Genomic DNA, 17,793 nt, shown 5'->3' on the forward strand with positions numbered 1-17,793 from the left:
TGGCGCGCCTTCGTCCTCATGACAACGACGAACGTAGGGAGTACGAGCATGAAGGTCGCAGTGGCCGGCGGCACGGGTCTGACCGGCCGCCACGTCGTCCAGGCGCTCAAGGACGCCGATCACGAGCCGATGGTGCTGGCCCGGTCGGCCGGCGTTGACCTCGTCACCGGTGCCGGGCTCGACGCGGCGCTTGCCGGGGCCGACGCCACCATCGACGTGAGCAACGTGACGACGCTGAAGCGCGCCGAGGCGGTCGGCTTCTTCGAGCAAGCCGGGCGTCACCTGCTCGACGCAGCCGCGCGGGCCGGGGTACGGCATCACGTCGCCCTGTCCATCGTCGGCATCGATCGTGTGCACACGGGCTACTACCAGGGCAAACTGCGCCAGGAGGAGATCATCAGGGGTGGCTCGGTGCCATGGACCGTGCTCCGGGCGACCCAGTTCCACGAGTTCGCCGAGCAGATCCTCGAGCGGATGCCCGGACCCGTCGCCCTGGTGCCCCGCCTGACCGTGCAGCCCATCGCCGTACGGGAGGTTGCCGAGGCCCTCGTCGACCTGGTCGGCGGCGCACCGCAGCAGGCCGCGCCCGATCTGGCCGGGCCGCGGGTGGAGTCACTGGCCGACATGGCGCGGCGGCTGGTCCGGGCCGGCGTCGTCCGCCGGCGTGCCGTGGTGCCGCTGTGGCTGCCCGGGCCCATGGCACGCGGAGGGCTGCTGCCCACCGGTCCCGGCCCGCGGGGCACCCAGACCTTCGAGCAGTGGCTGGCCGAGCGTCGTGGGTGACGGTTCGCGCGGCGTTCACCCCGCGGCCGGACCCAGGAACATCGGTGATCATCAACTTCGTCGTAAGGTCCCCGTATGTCGACGTCTCGTGTTCGTGCAGTGCTCGCCGGGGTCGTGAGAGCGGTCCTGGTCGTGACGCTGACGCCAGTCGTGGCGGCCGCCGCCACGCCCGCCGTGGTGCCGCTGGTCGACGATCCGGCGAGCTACGTGGATCCGTTCATCGGGACCACCCGCGGCGGTAACACGTGGCCCGGCGCGACCCGGCCGTTCGGCATGATCGCCTGGAGCCCGACCAGCACCAACGGCGACCAGACCAGCACCGGCGCGGCCAACGGCTACGAGTACAACGTCACCAAGGTGCGTGGCTTCAGCCTGACCCACGTCAACGGCGCGGGCTGCAACCCGGGGGCCGCCGGGGACGTGCCGATCATGCCGTACGTGGGCGACGTCACCACCTCACCCACCGCGGACACCCGTGACCAGCAGTACGTCTCGACGTTCGCGCATGCCAACGAGTCCGCCGGCCCCGGCCGGTACACCGTCGGGCTCGACAACGGCGTACGGACCGACCTCGCCGTCAGCACCCGGGGCGGCGTCGGCGACTTCACCTTCCCCACCGGCTCGGCCGCCAACCTGCTGTTCCGCACGTCCAACTCGCTCAACGGCAGCGAGGACGCCGAGATCACCATCGACGCCGGCCGCCGTACGGTCACCGGGTCGGTGCTCACCGGCGGCTTCTGCGGCCGCCGGGGCAACGGCGGCGGGGCGACCAACCCGAACCGCCGGTCGTACTACCGGCTCTACTTCAGCGCGGTCTTCGACCGTGACTTCGCCCGCACCGGGACCTGGCAGAACGCGACCGTCACCCCGGGCGGCACCACGGCCACCGGGGGAGAGGGCTACCTCACCGGCGCGGACCGGGCCGGCAAGGGCTCCGGCGGCTGGGTGGGCTTCGACACGGCCGCCGGCGGGGCGGTGCGGATGCGGGTCGGCATCTCGTACGTGAGCCTGGCCGGCGCCGCCGCCAACCGGGAGGCCGAGGTCCCCGCCACCGCGACCGTCGACTCCGTGGCCGCGGCTACCCGCGACGCCTGGAACACCGAGCTCAGACGCATCCGGGTCGGTGGCGGCACCGAGGCGAGGACGAAGGCCTTCTACACCGCGGTCTACCACTCGCTGATGCAACCGCAGACGATGAACGACCTGGACGGCCGCTACCTCGGCGCCGACCGGCAGATCCACAGCATCCGGGCCGGCCAGCGGGCGGCGTACGGCACGTTCTCCGGCTGGGACCAGTACCGGGCGCAGATCCAGTTCCTCGCCCTGCTGCGGCCCGACGTGGCCGGGGACATGGCCCAGTCGATGCTGGACTTCGCCGCCCAGAACAACGGCATCTGGGACCGCTGGCTGCATCTCGGCGCGCCGACGCACGTCATGACCGGCGATCCGGCCGCGCCGACGCTGGCCACGTACTACGCCATGGGCGTCCGCAACTTCGATGCCCGGGCGGCGCTCGACTCGCTCGTCCGGCAGGCGACCGTGCAGAATCCGGACGCCCTCTCCGATGCCGGTTGCCCCGGTCAGTGCCTGGGGCAGCGGCCGACGCTCAACACGTACCTGGCGCTGAAGTACGCGGCCAACGACATCTGCCACTGCTGGGGTGGCGCCGCGGAGACCCTGGAGAACTCGCTGGCCGACTTCTCCCTGGCGATGTGGGCGCGACGGGCCGGGCGTAACGACCTGTACCGGCAGCTGCTGCCGCGCGGCGACTACTGGAAGAACACGTACAACCCGGCCGTCGGGTATCAGGCGGCGCGGCGGGCCGACGGCAGCTGGCAGAGCGGCTTCACGCCGTCGACGGATGTGGGCTTCGCGCAGGGGTCCAGTGCCACGTACACGTGGATGGTGCCGCAGGACGTGTCCGGGCTGGCGGCGCTGATGGGTGGGCGTACGGCGGCGGCGACCCGGCTGGACGGGCTCTTCCACGACGAGAACGGCAACTGGGCGGTGCTCGGCGGCAACGCGTTGCGCTACGACCCGACCAACGAGCCGGGCATCCATGTGCCGTGGATGTACAACGGGCTCGGCCAGCCGTGGAAGACCCAGGAGACGGTGCGGCAGATCGTCGACACCGCGTACGGGACGGGTCCGGCGGGCCTGCCCGGCAACGACGACCTGGGCACGATGAGCGCCTGGTACGCGTTCGCCGCGATCGGCATGTTCCCGCAGGTTCCCGGCCGGGCGGAGATGCTCCTGGGCAGCCCGGTGTTCACCCGCGTCGTGATCGAGCGCAGTAACGGCGTCCGCCTCACGGTCAACGCGAACTCCGCGGACCCGTACGTCCTGGGAGCCGAGCTGAACGGCTCGACGCTGTGCCGCTCCTGGCTCCCGGAATCGTTCGTCCAGACCGGCGGCACGGTGACCTTCACGCTGGCGACCACTCCGGACAAGACCTGGGCAACCGCGTCCGCCGACCTCCCGCGGGACCACTGACGGCCGGCCCGGCCGTCGATCATCACAACGACACGCCCGGATTAAGCCGAGCGTTCCCTTCGACCCCGGGCGATCGGTTCGGATGTGGGTGGGATCACCTTCGACCGGCGAGCCAGACATTCAGCCTGATCGAGAACCATTACGGCCGCGACCGCATGGCGGATCACCGATATGTCGGGTTTCGCGTTCATCGGTCACCGGGCTGCGCGCAGGAGTGAGTCGTGCGGAAGCGTCAGACCTTCGTGCGAAGATTTCCGACGTGAACACCGCGTCCCCGGCACCGTTGCTGCTCGTCCAAGGCGACGAGGAGTTGCTCGCCGCCCGGGCGATCGCCGCCGCGGTCGCCGCCGCGCGGGCCGACGAGCCCGGCGCCGACGTCCGCGAATACGAGGCCGGTGCCCTCAGCGCCGGTGAGGTCGCCGAGATGCTCAGCCCGTCGCTGTTCGGCGGGCGCCGTGTCCTGGTCGTCCGCAGCGGGCAGGACGCGCGCAAAGACCTCGTCACCGCGCTGCTGGCCTACGCCAAGAATCCGGACCCCGACGTCTCACTGATCGTCTCCCACGTGGGCGGGGCCAAGGGCAAGGCGTTCGCCGACGGGTTGCGGGCCGCCGGCGCGACCGTCGTCGCCGTCGCCAAGCTCAAGGGGGAGCGCGAGCGGATCGCGTTCGTGCGCGACGAGTTCCGGCGCAACGGTGGCCGGTGCGACGAGGCCGCCGCGTCCGCGCTGCTGGCGGCGGTCGGCACCGACCTGCGGGAGATCGCCGCAGCCTGCTCGCAACTGCTCGCCGACACCGACGGCAAGATCACCGCGGCCGTCGTCTCCCGCTACTACAAGGGCCGGGCCGAGGTCAGCGGCTTCGCGGTCGCCGACGCCGCCATGGTCGGAGACGTCCCGGGTGCGCTCGAGGCGCTGCGCTGGGCCCTGCACGTGGGTGTCGACCCGGTGCCGATCGCCGACGCGATCGCCGACGGTGTGCGCACGGTCGCCCGGGTCGCTTCGGCCGGTCGCGGCAACCCGTACCAGATGGCCAGCTCGCTCGGCATGCCCGCGTGGAAGATCCAGAAGGCCCAGGAGCGTAGCCGCGGCTGGACCCCGGAGGGCCTGGTCGACGCGATGCGCGCCGCGGCCGATTGCAACGCTGCGGTCAAGGGCGGGGCCGAGGACCGGGGGTACGCGCTGGAGTGTGCCGTCTTCGCCGTCGCCGCCGCTCGCAACTCCGGTGGCGCCCGATGACCCGGTCGCGCCGGGCCGGGCTGTCCCGCGACGAGGCCCGCCAGCAGCCGCTCTACGCCCGCATGCTCGGCCTGCAATATCTCGCGCCCGGCGGCTTCCTCTGCTTCGTGTTCCTGGAGGGCGCCGTCGCGCTGGGCATCCTGCTGGCGCTCGCCGAGCTGGTCAGCTGGTGGGGCGTGCTGGCGCTGCCGCTGACCGTCGCGGCCATGGTCAAGCTCAACGACGTGGTCGCCGGCGCGCTGATCCGTCCCGCAACCATCCGCCCGCCGGTTGCCGTGGTTCGTGCTTCCGCGGCCTCACCGGGAGCGGCGACAGTGCGCTTGTCGCCCGCGGTCATTGCTCAGGTCAGCTCGGCCACGCCGGTGAGCGGTCCGCCGGCGCTGCGTCCGGCCATCATCCGGAGCGCCACCGCCGACGCGGTTTCCGGGATGCCCGGCAGGGTCGCCGGTATTCCCGACGCGGCCGCCAGGATGCCCGACGAGGACCGGGGGATGATCGGCGAGGACCGCTGGGCCCCGGCGGCGATGGACGCGAGCGCCCTGAACGGCCCGCCGGTCACCCGGCAGTGGACCGAAGACCTGGACGACAGCCAGCAGCGTGCCCGACAGTCGGCCGCCCGCCGCTACGAGTAGGCGGTCCGACCGCTTCCAGCTGGTCGCGGATACAACTCAGGCACCGCTGAACCCGGAGGTTCGGCGGTGCCCAGAGGTGTGTGACGCTGAAACCGGCCTGCGGTCAGGCAGACAGCGAGGCGATCCGCTTGGCGATGGCCGACTTGCGGTTCGCCGCCTGGTTCTTGTGAATGACGCCCTTGCTCGCGGCCTTGTCGAGCTGACGCGAGGCGTCACGCAGCAGCGCGGTAGCCGTCTCGGTGTTGCCGGCCACGCTCGCCTCGTTCAGCTTGCGGATCACGGTCTTCAGCGACGACTTGACCGACTTGTTGCGCAGCCTGGCCTTCTCGTTCTGCCGGTTGCGCTTGATCTGGGACTTGATGTTCGCCACGCGACAGCCTTGTCCTGACTAGTTCGGATGATGTACTCGGACGGTGGCGACGCAGCAAACAGCAACGTCACCACACGCGACGAACTAATGTATCAGGCCCGCTTCGCGCCGCCCAAATCGCTCGGCTGCCCGGCCGGCCCACGGCTCACTCCGGTGGCACCCAGCCGCGGCGCTCGGCCAACCAGGCCAGGGCCTGCTCGCCGCTGAACCGCTGGTGCTGCCGGCTGTGCGGCGAGGCGCTGCTGGGACCACGGGCCGCGCTGGTCAGCCAGTATCCGCCGAGCGCGGCCAGGGCACCGTCGACGCCCTCCGCCGGTGGCTGCCACGGCTCCAGGGCGGCATCCACGTCGAGGGCGCTCGCGTACGCCGTGACCAGCAACGTCACCGTGTCGAACCACGGTGCGCCGAGGCAGGGCCAGGTCCAGTCGCAGAGCCACGCTGCGCCGTACGCGTCCACCAGAACGTTGTCCACCCGCAGGTCGCCGTGCAGCATGCCGGGGCCCGCGACCAGCTCCGGCAGCCCGCGCTCCAGCGCGGCCAGCTCGCCCAGCCGGCCGGGCACCCAGTCCGGCGCGGGCGGCAGCGGCGCCCGGCCCGCCGCGATCTCGGACCACCACGACAACTCGTCACGCACGATGTCGCCGAGCCGTGGCAGGCCCAGCGCGAGCAGCCCCGGGCCGGGCCGGCTCAACGCCACCGCCGACGCCTGCCAGGCCGCCAGCGCCGCGCTCAGGTCACCAGGCGCCCACGGCAGCTCCGGCACGTGCCCTGCGATCGCCTCCAGGCACAGCACGAAATGCCCCTCGGCCACGAGCGTCCACCGCGGGCGGGCGGCCGGCACCTCCGCCGGCAGCGCGGCTGTGACGGCCGCCTCACGCGCGTACCAATCGGCGATCGGCTCCGTCGCCGGCGCGGCCTTGACGAAGACCCGATCCCCGGCCGCCGTCGTCAGCACGGCCGCGAAAGCCCTGGTGAAACCTCCGCCCGCGGCGGCCGCGGCCACGACCGGCGAACCGAGCCGCAAGCTGATCGCTTCCCGCAAGGCCGCCGGAAGATCCTCCCAATCCGGACGTACGGCAGTAGCGCCGTAAGCGACCTCGGGCAATGTGACGGCGCGCATGCCCCCATCCTGCCTCCCCGGTTTTGTCGTACCCGGCTGGCAGGCTGTGCCCATGAGAACGGACGACTTCTGGGCGGTCATCGACCGGGCTACCGCCGACCGGCCGGGCTCGCCCGACGAGGTGGCCAAGCGGGCCACCGCCGAGCTGGTGGGGCGCGACCCGGCCGAGATCGTGGCGTGGGGGCGCCACCTCGACAAGGTGATGAACGCCTCGGGCAAGGAAGACCTCTGGGCGGCGGCCTACCTGATCAACGGTGGGTGCTCCGAGGACGGCTTCGACAACTTCCGCGGCTGGCTGATCGCGAACGGGCGGGATGTCGTCGCCCGGGCGGTGCGTGAGCCCGATTCGCTGGCTGATCTGCCGGCGGTGCGGGCGGCGGCTTCGACGGGGGCGGTGTTCGAGGCCGAGGAGGTGCTGGGCATCGCCGAGGCAGCCCACCGGGAGGCCACCGGCGACGAGCTGCCGCCGAGCGAGACGGCCAGGACCCGGCCGGATCCGGCGATGCTGTGGGACTTCGACAACGAGGAGGAGATGCAGAAGCGGCTCCCCCGGTTGTCGGCCCTGTTCCTCGAGCCGCCGGACTGATCCGCCCGCTGCCCAGGGGGCGGGAAACGAGGTCGAACGGGGTGGTCGGGGTCGGGCAGGATCGGGCGCATGGATGTTCATCAGCAGGAGACGGCCCCGGTGGGGGAGCAACGGTCGATGCGCGGCACGGTCGCGTCGGTGAGCTGCAACGACGTCTACTCGTTCAGCAAGCCGGTCCGCGACGAGATCGTGCTGATCGCCGGGCTGGGTGTGGCGGGTGATGTACATGCCGGGCTGACGGTCCGGCACCGCAGCCGGGTGGCGGTGGACCCGGACCAGCCGAACCTTCGCCAGGTGCATCTGATCCGCGCCGAGCTGCACGACGAGGTGAACGAGGACGGCTACGACGTCCCGGCCGGTAGCCTGGGGGAGAACGTCACCACGACCGGCATCGACCTGCTCGCGCTCCCGGTGGGCACGGTGCTGCGCTTCGGCCCGGCCCCCGCTCCGGGCGCAGAACGCTCACCGGCGGCCGATGTCGCTCCCGCACCGAGTTCCGGAGCGGAGGGCTCGCCTGCCGCCGCGGCTCTCCCACCGGCCGGCGGAGCGGAACGCTCACCGGCCGCGGAGGCCGACCTCGCTGGTCCGCCGGACGGTGCCGCCGCTGTGGTGGCTGCCGCCGCGCACGCCACCCTCGACGCGTCCACCGCCGAGGCCGTAGCCGCTCTCGCTGCCCGCATCCAGGCCGAGCCGCCCGCCGGGCCGATCACCGAGCACGATCCGGCCGCCCGCGACAACGGGCACACCGGAGCCGAAGGCACACCCGACCCGCGTCCGGCGATCGTCATCACCGGACTGCGCAACCCCTGCCAGCAGATCAACAACTACCGTCCCGGCCTGCTCAAACGCGTACTCGGGCGGGAGCCGGACGGCTCGTTGAGCCGGCGGGCGGGCGTCATGGCCGTGGTCCTGCGGGGCGGCCCGGTCCGGCCCGGCGCCGAGATCCACGTCGAGCTTCCGCCGGAGCCGCACCGGCCGCTCGACCGGGTGTGAGCCGGGCGTCCCGCGCGGCGTGGGACGATAGACGTTGCCGGTGCGTTCATCGGCAGCCAGCCCGCTTGAAGAGAACGGACGATCGTGCCTGGACCGCTCGACCCCGGCGTGAACATCATCGGAGCGACCGATCCCGGTCGGATCCGCAACTTCTGCATCATCGCGCACATCGACCACGGGAAGTCGACGCTGGCCGACCGGATGCTGCAGATCACCGGCGTGGTCGACCCGCGGCAGATGCGCGCCCAGTATCTCGACCGGATGGACATCGAGCGCGAGCGCGGCATCACGATCAAGAGCCAGGCCGTGCGCATGCCGTGGGTCGTCCGCGAGGGCGACCGCACCGGCGACACCGCCGTGCTCAACATGATCGACACGCCGGGCCACGTCGACTTCACCTATGAGGTCTCCCGCAGCCTTGCCGCCTGTGAGGGCGCGGTCCTGCTGGTCGACGCCGCTCAGGGCATCGAGGCGCAGACCCTCGCCAACCTGTACCTGGCGATGGAGAACGACCTGCACATCATCCCGGTGCTCAACAAGATCGACCTGCCGGCCGCGCAGCCGGAGAAGTACGCCGAGGAGCTGGCCAAACTCATCGGCTGCGAGCCCGACGACGTGCTGCGGGTCTCCGGCAAGACCGGCGTCGGCGTCCCGCACCTGCTCGACGAGGTCGTCCGCCAGTTCCAGCCGCCGGTCGGCGACGCCGACGCCCCGGCCCGCGCGATGATCTTCGACTCGGTCTACGACGTCTACCGCGGCGTGGTCACCTACGTCCGGGTCATCGACGGGCGTATCGAGGCCCGGGACAAGATCAAGATGATGTCCACCGGCACCGTGCACGAGCTCCTGGAGATCGGGGTCGTCTCGCCCGAGATGGAGAAGGCCGGCGCGCTCGGCGTGGGCGAGGTCGGCTACATGATCACCGGCGTGAAGGATGTCCGCCAGTCCCGTGTCGGCGACACCGTCACCAACAACCAACGGCCGGCCACCGAGCCGCTCGGCGGCTACTCCGACCCCAAGCCGATGGTCTACTCCGGCCTGTATCCCATCGACGGCTCGGACTACCCGGCGCTGCGCGACGCCCTCGACAAGCTGCAGCTCAACGACGCCTCGCTGACCTACGAGCCGGAGACGAGCACCGCGCTCGGGTTCGGCTTCCGGTGCGGCTTCCTCGGTCTGCTGCACCTGGAGATCATCGGCGAGCGGCTCGAACGCGAGTTCAACCTCGACCTGATCTCCACCGCGCCGAACGTGGTCTACCGCGTCTTCACCGAGGACGCCGCCGAGTTCGTCGTCACGAACCCGAGCGAGTTCCCGGACGGCAAGATCGCCGAGATCCACGAGCCGGTGGTCCGGGCCACCGTCCTGGTCCCCAACGACTACGTCGGCGCCGTCATGGAGCTGTGCCAGAGCCGCCGCGGCCAGCTGCTCGGCATGGAGTACCTGTCCACCGAACGGGTCGAGCTGCGCTACACCCTGCCGCTGGGCGAGATCATCTTCGACTTCTTCGACCAGCTGAAGTCCAAGACCAAGGGTTACGCGTCGCTGGACTACGAGCCCTCGGGCGAGCAGGCGGCGGAGCTGGTCAAGGTCGACATCCTGCTGCACGGCGAGCCGGTGGACGCGTTCAGCGCGATCGTGCACAAGGACAAGGCGTACAACTACGGCGTCACGATCGCGGCCAAGCTGCAGAAACTCATCCCGCGGCAGCAGTTCGAGGTGCCGATCCAGGCCGCCATCGGCAGCCGCATCATCGCCCGCGAGACCATCCGCGCCATCCGCAAGGACGTGCTCGCCAAGTGCTACGGCGGTGACATCAGCCGCAAGCGCAAGCTGCTCGAGAAGCAGAAGGAAGGCAAGAAGCGGATGAAGATGGTCGGCCGCGTCGAGGTCCCCCAGGAGGCCTTCATCGCCGCGCTGTCGACCTCCGACTCGGTCGACAGCAAAACAAACAAAAAATAGGGCGGTTTGGTTTTCCGGCCGGTCGGGAACTGTGGGGTCAGACGAACGCAACAAACTGTTCTACCCCCCAAGGAGACCTTCAATGACCGTCACCGGCATCATCACCGCGCTCATCGTCGGCCTGATCATCGGCGCCCTCGGCCGCCTGGTCGTACCCGGCAAGCAGAACATCCCGATCTGGCTGACCATGGTCATCGGTGTCGTGGCCGCCCTGCTGGGTACGGTCATCGCCCGGGCCTTCGGCGTGGACAACACCGGCGGCATCGACTGGATCGAGCTGCTGTTCCAGGTCCTGCTCGCCGCCATCGGTGTGGCGCTGGTCGTCGGCATCCTCGGCCGCCGCGGCGTCACCCGCTGAATGCGGATCAGCTGAGGCTGAACCGAACAGCTCCCCAGGAACGCCGGACCGCGAGGTCCGGCGTTCCTGCATTTCCGTTCCCTCCGCAGCCGCTCAGGGTTGCCGACGCTCGGCCACCGGCGAGCTGGAGCGGTGCGGGCCGGAGAGGCGCAGATCACAACGCACAAGATCAAGGGCAAGGTCCGGTCGTAGGTCCGTGCGTGGTGCTGACCGTCGCTCACGCCGAGACCGGTCGCTTCGCTCCCTGCCATGTCCGTGCTTGGTCACCCTCCGCGCGTTGCGCGCGCACTCAGGCTTCGCCCTCAACCTCGGGCTCGTCCCCAAGTCCAGGTCGCCTCCACCTAGGTTCACCATCCAGCTGCCCCGCGGTTTCAGCCGGCCTTGTGGGGTGCCGCAAGCCCGATCCGCGGATGTACCGCGCCGGCAGTGACGCATGAGCTTGTCGGCGCGGCCGTCCGGCTCGGCTATCAAGAGGTCACGATGGTTCGGGATCCTGACGAGGCCGAACTGCCCGGCACGCGGTGGATCGCCTCACTGCGCGAGCTGCTTCAGTAGCGGAACTTGTGTTGCGCGCTGCGGCGGTTCACCCAGGCCGGGAGTTCGTCCACGTTTTCCAGGTGCGGCACCTGCTCCACCGGGTCCTGCGGCTTCGTCACCTTGCGCATCGTCACCACGTAGCCCTGGACCAGGCGGTCCTCCCGCAGATCCCGGTACGTCGCCTCGACCATCACCTGGGTCTCGTCCGCCCGTTGCAGAGCGCAGTAGACCACCCCGTCGCCCTCGTCGCGGAGGGCTCGGCGGATCTGGCCCCGGTCGTCCGGGTGCACCAGGTCCGGCAGCTTCGCGAACGGGGGGAGCTCCTTCTCACCGATCAGTTCGTGCAGGGCCGGGCTCGCGTACCGGATCTGCTGGTCCTCGTCGATCACCAGCATGATGTCCGCGGTGTTGCGGATCACCGCCCTGAGATAGAGGTCGCTGTCGCGGCGGCCCACCGCCTCCACCAGGGAGATCCGGTCCAGGGCCAGCGCCGCCTGGCCGGCCAGGACCTCCAGGGCGTCGCGGCTCACCGTCAGCATGTCCTTGCGGCCGGCCAGCACCAGCGCGCCGCCGCTCGGGCGGGCCACCGCCAGCGGCTCCAGCCACAGCGGACAGACCAGCGTCCCGTCGGCCGGGTTCGTTCCCGGCGTCTTCTCGTCGTCCAGCCACCAGCTGCGCGGGCGGGGATTCGTCGCCGCCGCCGGCAGAGCCTGCAGGGTGAGCTGGCGGTCGTCGGTGGCGAAGACGATGCGCTGCACGTCGTGCGGTGGCAGCAGCTGGGTCACCGCCGTGCGGACCGCCTCGTCGACCGCGGCGTCGTCGGCCGCCGCGACCAGCGCCGCGCTCGCCTCCCGCAGCACGCGTTCGCGGGTCAGGGCCTGGCTGTTCTGGGTCACGGAGTCGGCCAGCCGGGTGAAGGCCAGCACCACCGTCAGCGCTCCCGCCACCGCGATCACCACACCGTCACGGATCTCGCCCTGCAGCGCCTGGATGAGCAGCACCAACGGCGGGGTGACCACGGACACGCCCAGCAGAGTCGCCCAGCGGCCCTGCCACGGCTTCGGCCGCAACGGCAGCGGCGTCGTCAGCTGGACCATCGACGGGTGCAGCGCCGCGCCGCCCCAGGCCAGGTAGAGGAGCATGTAGCCGGCCTCGGACCAGTGACTCGGGGCCAGCGAGTACGCGATGTCGCTGGCCAGGATGCCCAGCGCGCCGACGCCCAGCAGCACCGCCGACCAGTTGAACCACACCGCCACGACCAGCCGGGTGCAGATGCCGACCAGCAGCAGGGCGCCGAGCATGTCCTCCGGTGCTATCCCGCCCAGCCAGCTGCTGCCACTGATCAGGAACACCCAGATCACCAGCAGCACCGCGCAGGCGAAAGCCACCAGGTCGATCACCCGGGCCCGGTCCATCAGGATCGCGCCGGCCCGGGTCAGCTGCAGCAGCGACAACGCCACCAGGGCGAACATGGCCAGGTAGGCGATGTCGGCGGCAGCGTACTCGTGCAGGGCGTGCAGGATGTCGCCGATGGCCACGGCGACGACCGAAGCCGCCAGCAGCAGCCAGGGCCCGATCCGGGCAGGCTTGTGCCGGCAGATTCCGACGATGATCGCGGCGACGCCGACGGCTCCCAGATGGATCCACTCGATGGCTTGGAGCACGACTAACTAGTACCAGTCCGGTCGCTGTCTGTCCACGTCGATGTATACGCAGCGCTATGACCAGGCAACATCGTGATCGTGACTCTCCGGGGCATGAATAAACGTGAATATGAAGGCTGATCGCCTAGCTGAAGACCTCGGCGATCACGGTGTCGTTGCCCGCGCCCTGGCCGCCGGTTACGGGCTGCCACTTACCCTCGGGTGCGCTCCACTCCCGGTCGGCGAAGCGGACGCGTTCCACGCCGGTGCTGCTGGCGTGCGAGACGAGCCAGTGGGCGTACCGCCAGCCGGCGTTGACGTCCTTGACCGCGACGGTCAGGCCGCCGCTCTGGGTCGCCTCGATGGTGTTGAGGCCCTTGCCCCAGTCGAGGCGCATGCCCTCGGCCAGCGCAGCCGCGGCGGTGGCTCCGCGCAGGGCTGGCTCGCCGCTCACCGTGCACTCGACCGCACCGGTGGCCCGGCCGGTCAGGGCCTTGGCGAGCACGGTGGACTCGTCGGCCCACTTCTCGTACGCGTTCGGGTAGGCCGACCGCTGCACCTTCTGCGCCGCGTCGGTGATCCGCATCTTCTGCCAGCCCTTGACCTTCTTGAGGGCCGAGTAGAACTTGCCCGCCGCGTACCTCGGGTCCTGGATCTTCTCCGGCGTGCCCCAGCCCTGGCTGGGACGCTGCTGGAACAGCCCGACCGAGTCGCGGTCGCCGGTGTCGAGATTCTCCAGCTTGGACTCCTGGAACGCGGTCGCCAGCGCGATGATCACGGCCCGCTCGGGCATCTTGCGCCGCAGGCCGACCGCGGTGATCGTGGCCGCGTTGGCCATCTGCACGAGGTCCAGCGCGACCTCGCCGTCGGCCCGGACGATGCATTCCGGGCCGAGCTGCGGCAGCTTGATCTTGCCGCCGACGGAGTTGACGGCCACGACCACGCCGAGGGCGCCGAGGAGCGCGAGCAGAACGACCACGACTACTGGCTTTCTCCGCACGCACACTCCCTCCGTCGGGGGACAAGGGTAATCAACGAGTGCCCGTCTCCTGCGTCGCCGGCACCCAGGAGGCCGGGCGCTTCTCGCGGAAGGCCGCGACGCCCTCGCGGCCCTCGGCCGATCGGAAATAGCCGGCCGAGCGCTCCGACAGCTCGGCCAGGTCGGCGCGCACGGTCTCGGCCGGCCGGCGGCGCAGCAACTGCTTGGTGCCGGCCAGGGCCAGCGGGCCACCCCGGACCAGAGACTGCGTGTACGCGGTGACGGCCGCGTCCAGCTCCTCCGCCTCGACAGCCGCCGTGACCAGCCCGATCTCGGCCGCGCGCGTCCCGTCGAAGACGTCGCCGGTGAGATAGAGCTCGGCCGCGGCCCGGGGCGCCAGCCGGGGCAGCACGGTGGCGCTGATCACTGCCGGGATCACGCCCAGCCGTACCTCGGAGAACGCGAACGTCGCCGTCCGGGCGCACACCGCGATGTCCGCCGCAGCGATCAGGCCCAGTCCGCCCGCGCGGGCCGGACCGGCGATCCGGGCCAGCACCGGCTTCGGGAACTCCCAGATCGCGGCGAGCACGTCGGCCAGCAGCTCGGCCGGGATCCGGCCGGTCTCGCGGGCCTCGGCGGTCTCCTTCAGGTCGGCCCCCGAGCAGAAGACCGGGCCGGTGTGCGAGATCACCACCGCCCGGACCGCCGGGTCGGTCAGCGCGGCGCCGAGCGCCGCCAGCAACTCGCTCATGAGCAGCGAGGAGAGCGCATTACGGTTCGCCGGGCTGTCCAGCGTCACGGTGGTCACCCCGGCTGCGGTGACGGTACGGACCAACTCCATGCCGGAACCCTAACGGTGTACGTGCACACTTGACGGATGCCTGGTCCCGCGCCCGAGGGCGAGCCCGTACCGAGTGACGGCTCGCTGCCCGACAGTGCCCTGCGCGATGTCGGCGGACGCGGTTTCGGGGTCTACGTCCACGTCCCCTTCTGCGCCAGCCGGTGCGGGTACTGCGACTTCAACACGTACACGGCCAGCGAGCTGGGCGGGGGCGCCAGCCGGGAGGGCTACGCCGACGCGGTCCTGGCCGAGCTCAAGCTGGCCGCCTCGGTCACCGGCGCGCGCGTCGACACCGTCTTCGTCGGCGGCGGCACGCCGACCCTGCTCGACCCGGGCGACCTGGGCCGGATCCTCGAGGGCATCGACCGCACCTGGGGGCTGGCGGCCGACGCGGAGATCACCACCGAGGCCAATCCCGAGTCGGTGACCCCGCAGTCGCTGCAGGCGCTGCGCAAGGCCGGATACACCCGGATCTCACTGGGCATGCAGTCCGCCGCCCCGGTCGTGCTGCGCACCCTGGAACGCCGGCACACCGCCGGGCGGGCACCGCAGGCCGCGATCGAGGCCCGGGAGGCCGGCTTCGACCACGTCAACCTGGACCTGATCTACGGGACGCCGGGGGAGACGCCCGAGGACTTCGCCCGTTCGCTGGCCGCGGTGCTCGACGCCGGGGTGGACCACGTCAGCGCGTACTCGCTGATCGTGGAGGACGGGACGCGGATGGCGGCCCGGATGCGCCGCGGCGAGCTGCCGTACCCGGAGGACGACGTGGCCGCGGACCGCTACCTGGCCGCGGAGGCGGCGCTGGGCGGGGCGGGTTTCTCCTGGTACGAGGTGTCGAACTGGGCGACGACGCCGGACGCCCGCTGCCGGCACAACCTCTTGTACTGGACCGGTGGGGACTGGTGGGGGCTCGGGCCGGGCGCGCACAGCCATGTCGGCGGGGTGCGCTGGTGGAACGTCAAGCACCCGGCCGCGTACGCGAAGCGGGTGGAAGCGGGCCTGTCGCCCGGGCAGGGCCGGGAGATCCTGACCGATGCGGACCGCCACGTCGAGGACGTGATGTTGCGCGTACGGCTGCGCGACGGCCTGCCGCTGACCGCGCTGGACGCGACCGGGCTGACCGGCGCGGCCGGGGCGCTGGCCGACGGCCTGCTGGACCCGGCGGCGTACGAGGCCGGCCGGGTGGTCCTCACCCTGCGCGGCCGGCTGCTGGCCGACGCCGTGATCCGCGACCTGCTGCCGTGACGCCGATGGCGCCGGGCCGGAGCCCGGCGCCATCGAAGCGCTACTTGATGAGCGAGACCGTCATCGGGTAGTTGTACGGCTCGTTGTTGTTGGCCTTCACGCCGGCCACGATGCCGAAGATCGTGGCGATCGCCCAGGCCGCGATACCGACGAAGAAGCCGATCACGATGCAGGTCAGCACCCAGCCGACGATGGCGATGATCGACCAGAGGATCTGGAAGTTCAGCGCCTTGACCGCCTCGGCCCGCACGACCGGGGACTGGTTGCCCTTGGCCAGCAGCGCCACCAGCGGGGCGATCCAGCCGGAGCAGCCGCCGCCGAGGAACGCGCCCGCCGCGCCACCGAAGTGGGCGACAAGGATCCAGGTCTTGTCGTCGTTGCCCGGGGCGTAGCCGCCCGGCGGGTAACCACCGGGCTGCTGGCCGTAGGCGCCGGGAGCGCCGTACGGGGTGCCGCCGGGCGGCGGGCCGTAGCCACCGGCACCCGAGCCGGGCGGCGGGCCGTAGCCACCCGCACCGGAGCTCGGCGGCGGGCCGTAGCCACCCGCGCCCGAGCTGGGCGGCGGGCCGTAACCGCCGGCACCCGAGGTGGGCGGTGGGGTGCCGTAGGTCGGCGGCTGCTGCGGGGTGCCGTAGGTCGGCGGCTGCGGGGAGCCGTACGCCGGGGGCGGCGGCGGGGCCGATCCGGGGGTCGGATCGTTACCCGGATATGGGTTGAGCGGCGCGGTGGGATCCGAGGGATTGCCCTCACCGGGCGGACGCGGCGGTTCAGTCATGCGCACACGGTAGGACCGCACGTCGAACGTGGCGAGAGCAACACCCGGGTGACGTCGGAGAATAGACAGTCGGCTAAGTGGCCCAGGCCCGCACGGCTGATCATCGCGCGGCGGGCGCGGGCGACGTAGACTGGCACTCGACTTCGCGGAGTGCCAGCTGAGAGGTGGAGGGGTACGACATGAGTCTCGACGACCGCAAACTCGAAGTACTCCGCGCCATCGTCGAGGACTACGTCGCCACTCAGGAGCCGGTGGGCAGCAAAGCCCTGGTCGAGCGGCATCAGCTGGGCGTCTCACCGGCCACGGTCCGCAACGACATGGCCGTGCTGGAGGAGGAAGGCTACATCCGGCAGCCGCACACCAGTGCCGGCCGGGTGCCCACCGACGCCGGCTACCGGCTCTTCGTCGACCGGCTCTCCCGGGTCAAGGCCCTGAGCCCGGCCGAGCGCCGGGCCATCGAGCGCTTCCTGGTCGGCGCGGTCGACCTCGACGACGTGGTGCACCGCACGGTGCGCCTGCTCGCGCAGCTCACCCGCCAGGTCGCCGTCGTGCAGTATCCGAGCCTGGCCCGCTCCGCGGTGCGCCATCTGGAGCTGGTGCCGATCTCCACCACCCGGATCATGCTGGTGATGATCGCCGACACCGGCCGGGTCGAGCAGCGCCTGGTGGAGCTGCCCGGTCCGACCCCCGGCGACGACGTGCTCGACATGCGCCGCGTGATCAACGCCAAGCTCACCGGGCAGAAGCTGGCCGACACCCCGCCGCTGGTGCAGACGCTGGTCGACGAGTGCGCCCCGGAGAAGCGCACCACGATGGCCTGCGTCGCCTCGGTCCTGCTGGAGACTCTGGTGGAGCGCAGTGAGGAACGCCTCGCTCTGGCGGGCACGGCCAACCTCACCCGCGGCGGCGTGCTGGACTTCCAGGGTTCGCTGCGGCCGGTCCTGGAGGCGCTGGAGGAGGAGGTCATCCTCCTCAAGCTCATCGGTGAGGTGGAGCCGAGCACCACCCGGGTCCGCATCGGCGACGAGAACGAGATCGACAACCTGCGGGCGGCCTCGGTGGTCAGCACGGGCTACGGCCCGGGCGCGACCATCGTCGGTGGGCTCGGCGTGCTGGGGCCGACCCGGATGGATTACCCCGGCACCATCGCCACGGTACGAGCCGTGGCACGCTACGTTGGCGATTTGCTGGCACAAAACTGACGGAACCGCTCAGCGCTGGGCAGACATGAGGACTCGA

16 protein-coding genes are annotated in these 17,793 nt (G+C 71.2%); 10 read left to right on the forward strand and 6 right to left on the reverse strand.

What is annotated here, in order from left to right; all coding sequences use genetic code 11:
• Nucleotides 1-48 precede the first annotated feature (48 nt).
• The 4 genes from ACWEOZ_RS23555 (at nucleotide 49) to ACWEOZ_RS23570 (ending at nucleotide 5,142) form a co-directional block, all read left to right on the forward strand.
• Nucleotides 49-783 (forward strand): SDR family oxidoreductase, encoded by a 735-nt coding sequence (locus tag ACWEOZ_RS23555; protein WP_451912836.1) that lies wholly within the window; start codon nucleotides 49-51, stop codon nucleotides 781-783.
• A gap of 75 nt (nucleotides 784-858) precedes the next feature.
• A complete protein-coding gene (locus ACWEOZ_RS23560; RefSeq protein WP_451912837.1) occupies nucleotides 859-3,276 on the forward strand; it encodes a GH92 family glycosyl hydrolase in 2,418 nt (805 codons plus the stop codon).
• A gap of 250 nt (nucleotides 3,277-3,526) precedes the next feature.
• Complete coding sequence (gene holA, locus ACWEOZ_RS23565; RefSeq protein WP_451912910.1) at nucleotides 3,527-4,510, forward strand: DNA polymerase III subunit delta; 984 nt, start codon at nucleotides 3,527-3,529, stop codon at nucleotides 4,508-4,510.
• Nucleotides 4,507-5,142 (forward strand): hypothetical protein, encoded by a 636-nt coding sequence (locus tag ACWEOZ_RS23570; RefSeq protein ID WP_451912838.1) that lies wholly within the window; start codon nucleotides 4,507-4,509, stop codon nucleotides 5,140-5,142. Before holA ends, ACWEOZ_RS23570 begins: the two co-directional genes overlap by 4 nt.
• 103 nt (nucleotides 5,143-5,245) lie before the next feature.
• On the opposite strand, the gene rpsT is transcribed toward ACWEOZ_RS23570, so the two are convergent.
• Both rpsT and ACWEOZ_RS23580 read right to left on the reverse strand, forming a co-directional pair.
• Nucleotides 5,246-5,512 carry a 30S ribosomal protein S20 gene (gene rpsT / locus ACWEOZ_RS23575; protein WP_451912839.1) on the reverse strand — a complete coding sequence of 89 codons (267 nt, stop codon included), beginning with the start codon at nucleotides 5,510-5,512 and terminating at the stop codon, nucleotides 5,246-5,248.
• Nucleotides 5,513-5,657: 145 nt separating this feature from the next.
• On the reverse strand, nucleotides 5,658-6,632 hold the full coding sequence (locus tag ACWEOZ_RS23580) for a phosphotransferase family protein (RefSeq protein WP_451912840.1): 975 nt from the start codon (nucleotides 6,630-6,632) through the stop codon (nucleotides 5,658-5,660).
• Nucleotides 6,633-6,684: 52 nt separating this feature from the next.
• Here ACWEOZ_RS23580 and ACWEOZ_RS23585 point away from each other — a divergent pair, with 52 nt between their 5' ends.
• From ACWEOZ_RS23585 to ACWEOZ_RS23600, 4 genes are all read left to right on the forward strand, one after another.
• Complete coding sequence (locus ACWEOZ_RS23585; protein ID WP_451912841.1) at nucleotides 6,685-7,218, forward strand: DUF4240 domain-containing protein; 534 nt, start codon at nucleotides 6,685-6,687, stop codon at nucleotides 7,216-7,218.
• 69 nt (nucleotides 7,219-7,287) lie between these two features.
• Nucleotides 7,288-8,211 (forward strand): MOSC domain-containing protein, encoded by a 924-nt coding sequence (locus ACWEOZ_RS23590; RefSeq protein ID WP_451912842.1) that lies wholly within the window; start codon nucleotides 7,288-7,290, stop codon nucleotides 8,209-8,211.
• An 84-nt stretch (nucleotides 8,212-8,295) separates the two neighbouring features.
• Nucleotides 8,296-10,173, forward strand: coding sequence for a translation elongation factor 4 (gene lepA / locus ACWEOZ_RS23595; protein ID WP_451912843.1), 1,878 nt, complete (start codon nucleotides 8,296-8,298; stop codon nucleotides 10,171-10,173).
• A gap of 82 nt (nucleotides 10,174-10,255) precedes the next feature.
• Nucleotides 10,256-10,531 carry a GlsB/YeaQ/YmgE family stress response membrane protein gene (locus ACWEOZ_RS23600; RefSeq protein ID WP_451912844.1) on the forward strand — a complete coding sequence of 92 codons (276 nt, stop codon included), beginning with the start codon at nucleotides 10,256-10,258 and terminating at the stop codon, nucleotides 10,529-10,531.
• A gap of 548 nt (nucleotides 10,532-11,079) precedes the next feature.
• Here the strand turns inward: ACWEOZ_RS23600 and ACWEOZ_RS23605 are convergent.
• From ACWEOZ_RS23605 to ACWEOZ_RS23615, 3 genes are all read right to left on the reverse strand, one after another.
• Complete coding sequence (locus ACWEOZ_RS23605; protein WP_451912845.1) at nucleotides 11,080-12,732, reverse strand: PAS domain S-box protein; 1,653 nt, start codon at nucleotides 12,730-12,732, stop codon at nucleotides 11,080-11,082.
• Nucleotides 12,733-12,856: 124 nt separating this feature from the next.
• Complete coding sequence (locus tag ACWEOZ_RS23610; RefSeq protein ID WP_451912846.1) at nucleotides 12,857-13,717, reverse strand: hypothetical protein; 861 nt, start codon at nucleotides 13,715-13,717, stop codon at nucleotides 12,857-12,859.
• 25 nt (nucleotides 13,718-13,742) lie between these two features.
• The gene (locus ACWEOZ_RS23615) at nucleotides 13,743-14,531 is read right to left on the reverse strand and encodes an enoyl-CoA hydratase-related protein (protein ID WP_451912847.1); all 789 of its coding nucleotides are present in this window, start codon (nucleotides 14,529-14,531) and stop codon (nucleotides 13,743-13,745) included.
• Between the two features lie 36 nt (nucleotides 14,532-14,567).
• Between ACWEOZ_RS23615 and hemW the strand changes: the two genes are divergently transcribed.
• Nucleotides 14,568-15,779 (forward strand): radical SAM family heme chaperone HemW, encoded by a 1,212-nt coding sequence (hemW, locus tag ACWEOZ_RS23620; RefSeq protein WP_451912848.1) that lies wholly within the window; start codon nucleotides 14,568-14,570, stop codon nucleotides 15,777-15,779.
• A gap of 40 nt (nucleotides 15,780-15,819) precedes the next feature.
• Here hemW and ACWEOZ_RS23625 read toward each other — a convergent pair whose 3' ends face one another.
• On the reverse strand, nucleotides 15,820-16,554 hold the full coding sequence (locus ACWEOZ_RS23625; protein WP_451912849.1) for a DUF4870 domain-containing protein: 735 nt from the start codon (nucleotides 16,552-16,554) through the stop codon (nucleotides 15,820-15,822).
• A gap of 179 nt (nucleotides 16,555-16,733) precedes the next feature.
• Here ACWEOZ_RS23625 and hrcA point away from each other — a divergent pair, with 179 nt between their 5' ends.
• Nucleotides 16,734-17,756, forward strand: a complete 1,023-nt coding sequence (gene hrcA, locus ACWEOZ_RS23630) for a heat-inducible transcriptional repressor HrcA (protein WP_360548884.1) — start codon at nucleotides 16,734-16,736, stop codon at nucleotides 17,754-17,756.
• Nucleotides 17,757-17,793: the final 37 nt, after the last annotated feature.

The sequence above is a fragment of the Actinoplanes sp. NPDC004185 genome (genome assembly GCF_053603475.1).

Bases quoted from the DNA above. Each gene is read 5' to 3' on its own strand.
- ACWEOZ_RS23585 (WP_451912841.1), top strand. From the start codon at position 6,685: ATGAGAACGGACGACTTCTGGGCGGTCATCGACCGGGCTACCGCCGAC.
- ACWEOZ_RS23600 (WP_451912844.1), top strand. From the start codon at position 10,256: ATGACCGTCACCGGCATCATCACCGCGCTCATCGTCGGCCTGATCATC.
- ACWEOZ_RS23615 (WP_451912847.1), bottom strand. From the start codon at position 14,531: ATGGAGTTGGTCCGTACCGTCACCGCAGCCGGGGTGACCACCGTGACG.
- ACWEOZ_RS23580 (WP_451912840.1), bottom strand. From the start codon at position 6,632: ATGCGCGCCGTCACATTGCCCGAGGTCGCTTACGGCGCTACTGCCGTA.
- hrcA (WP_360548884.1), top strand. From the start codon at position 16,734: ATGAGTCTCGACGACCGCAAACTCGAAGTACTCCGCGCCATCGTCGAG.
- ACWEOZ_RS23590 (WP_451912842.1), top strand. From the start codon at position 7,288: ATGGATGTTCATCAGCAGGAGACGGCCCCGGTGGGGGAGCAACGGTCG.
- hemW (WP_451912848.1), top strand. From the start codon at position 14,568: ATGCCTGGTCCCGCGCCCGAGGGCGAGCCCGTACCGAGTGACGGCTCG.
- ACWEOZ_RS23625 (WP_451912849.1), bottom strand. From the start codon at position 16,554: ATGACTGAACCGCCGCGTCCGCCCGGTGAGGGCAATCCCTCGGATCCC.
- ACWEOZ_RS23555 (WP_451912836.1), top strand. From the start codon at position 49: ATGAAGGTCGCAGTGGCCGGCGGCACGGGTCTGACCGGCCGCCACGTC.
- ACWEOZ_RS23570 (WP_451912838.1), top strand. From the start codon at position 4,507: ATGACCCGGTCGCGCCGGGCCGGGCTGTCCCGCGACGAGGCCCGCCAG.
- ACWEOZ_RS23560 (WP_451912837.1), top strand. From the start codon at position 859: ATGTCGACGTCTCGTGTTCGTGCAGTGCTCGCCGGGGTCGTGAGAGCG.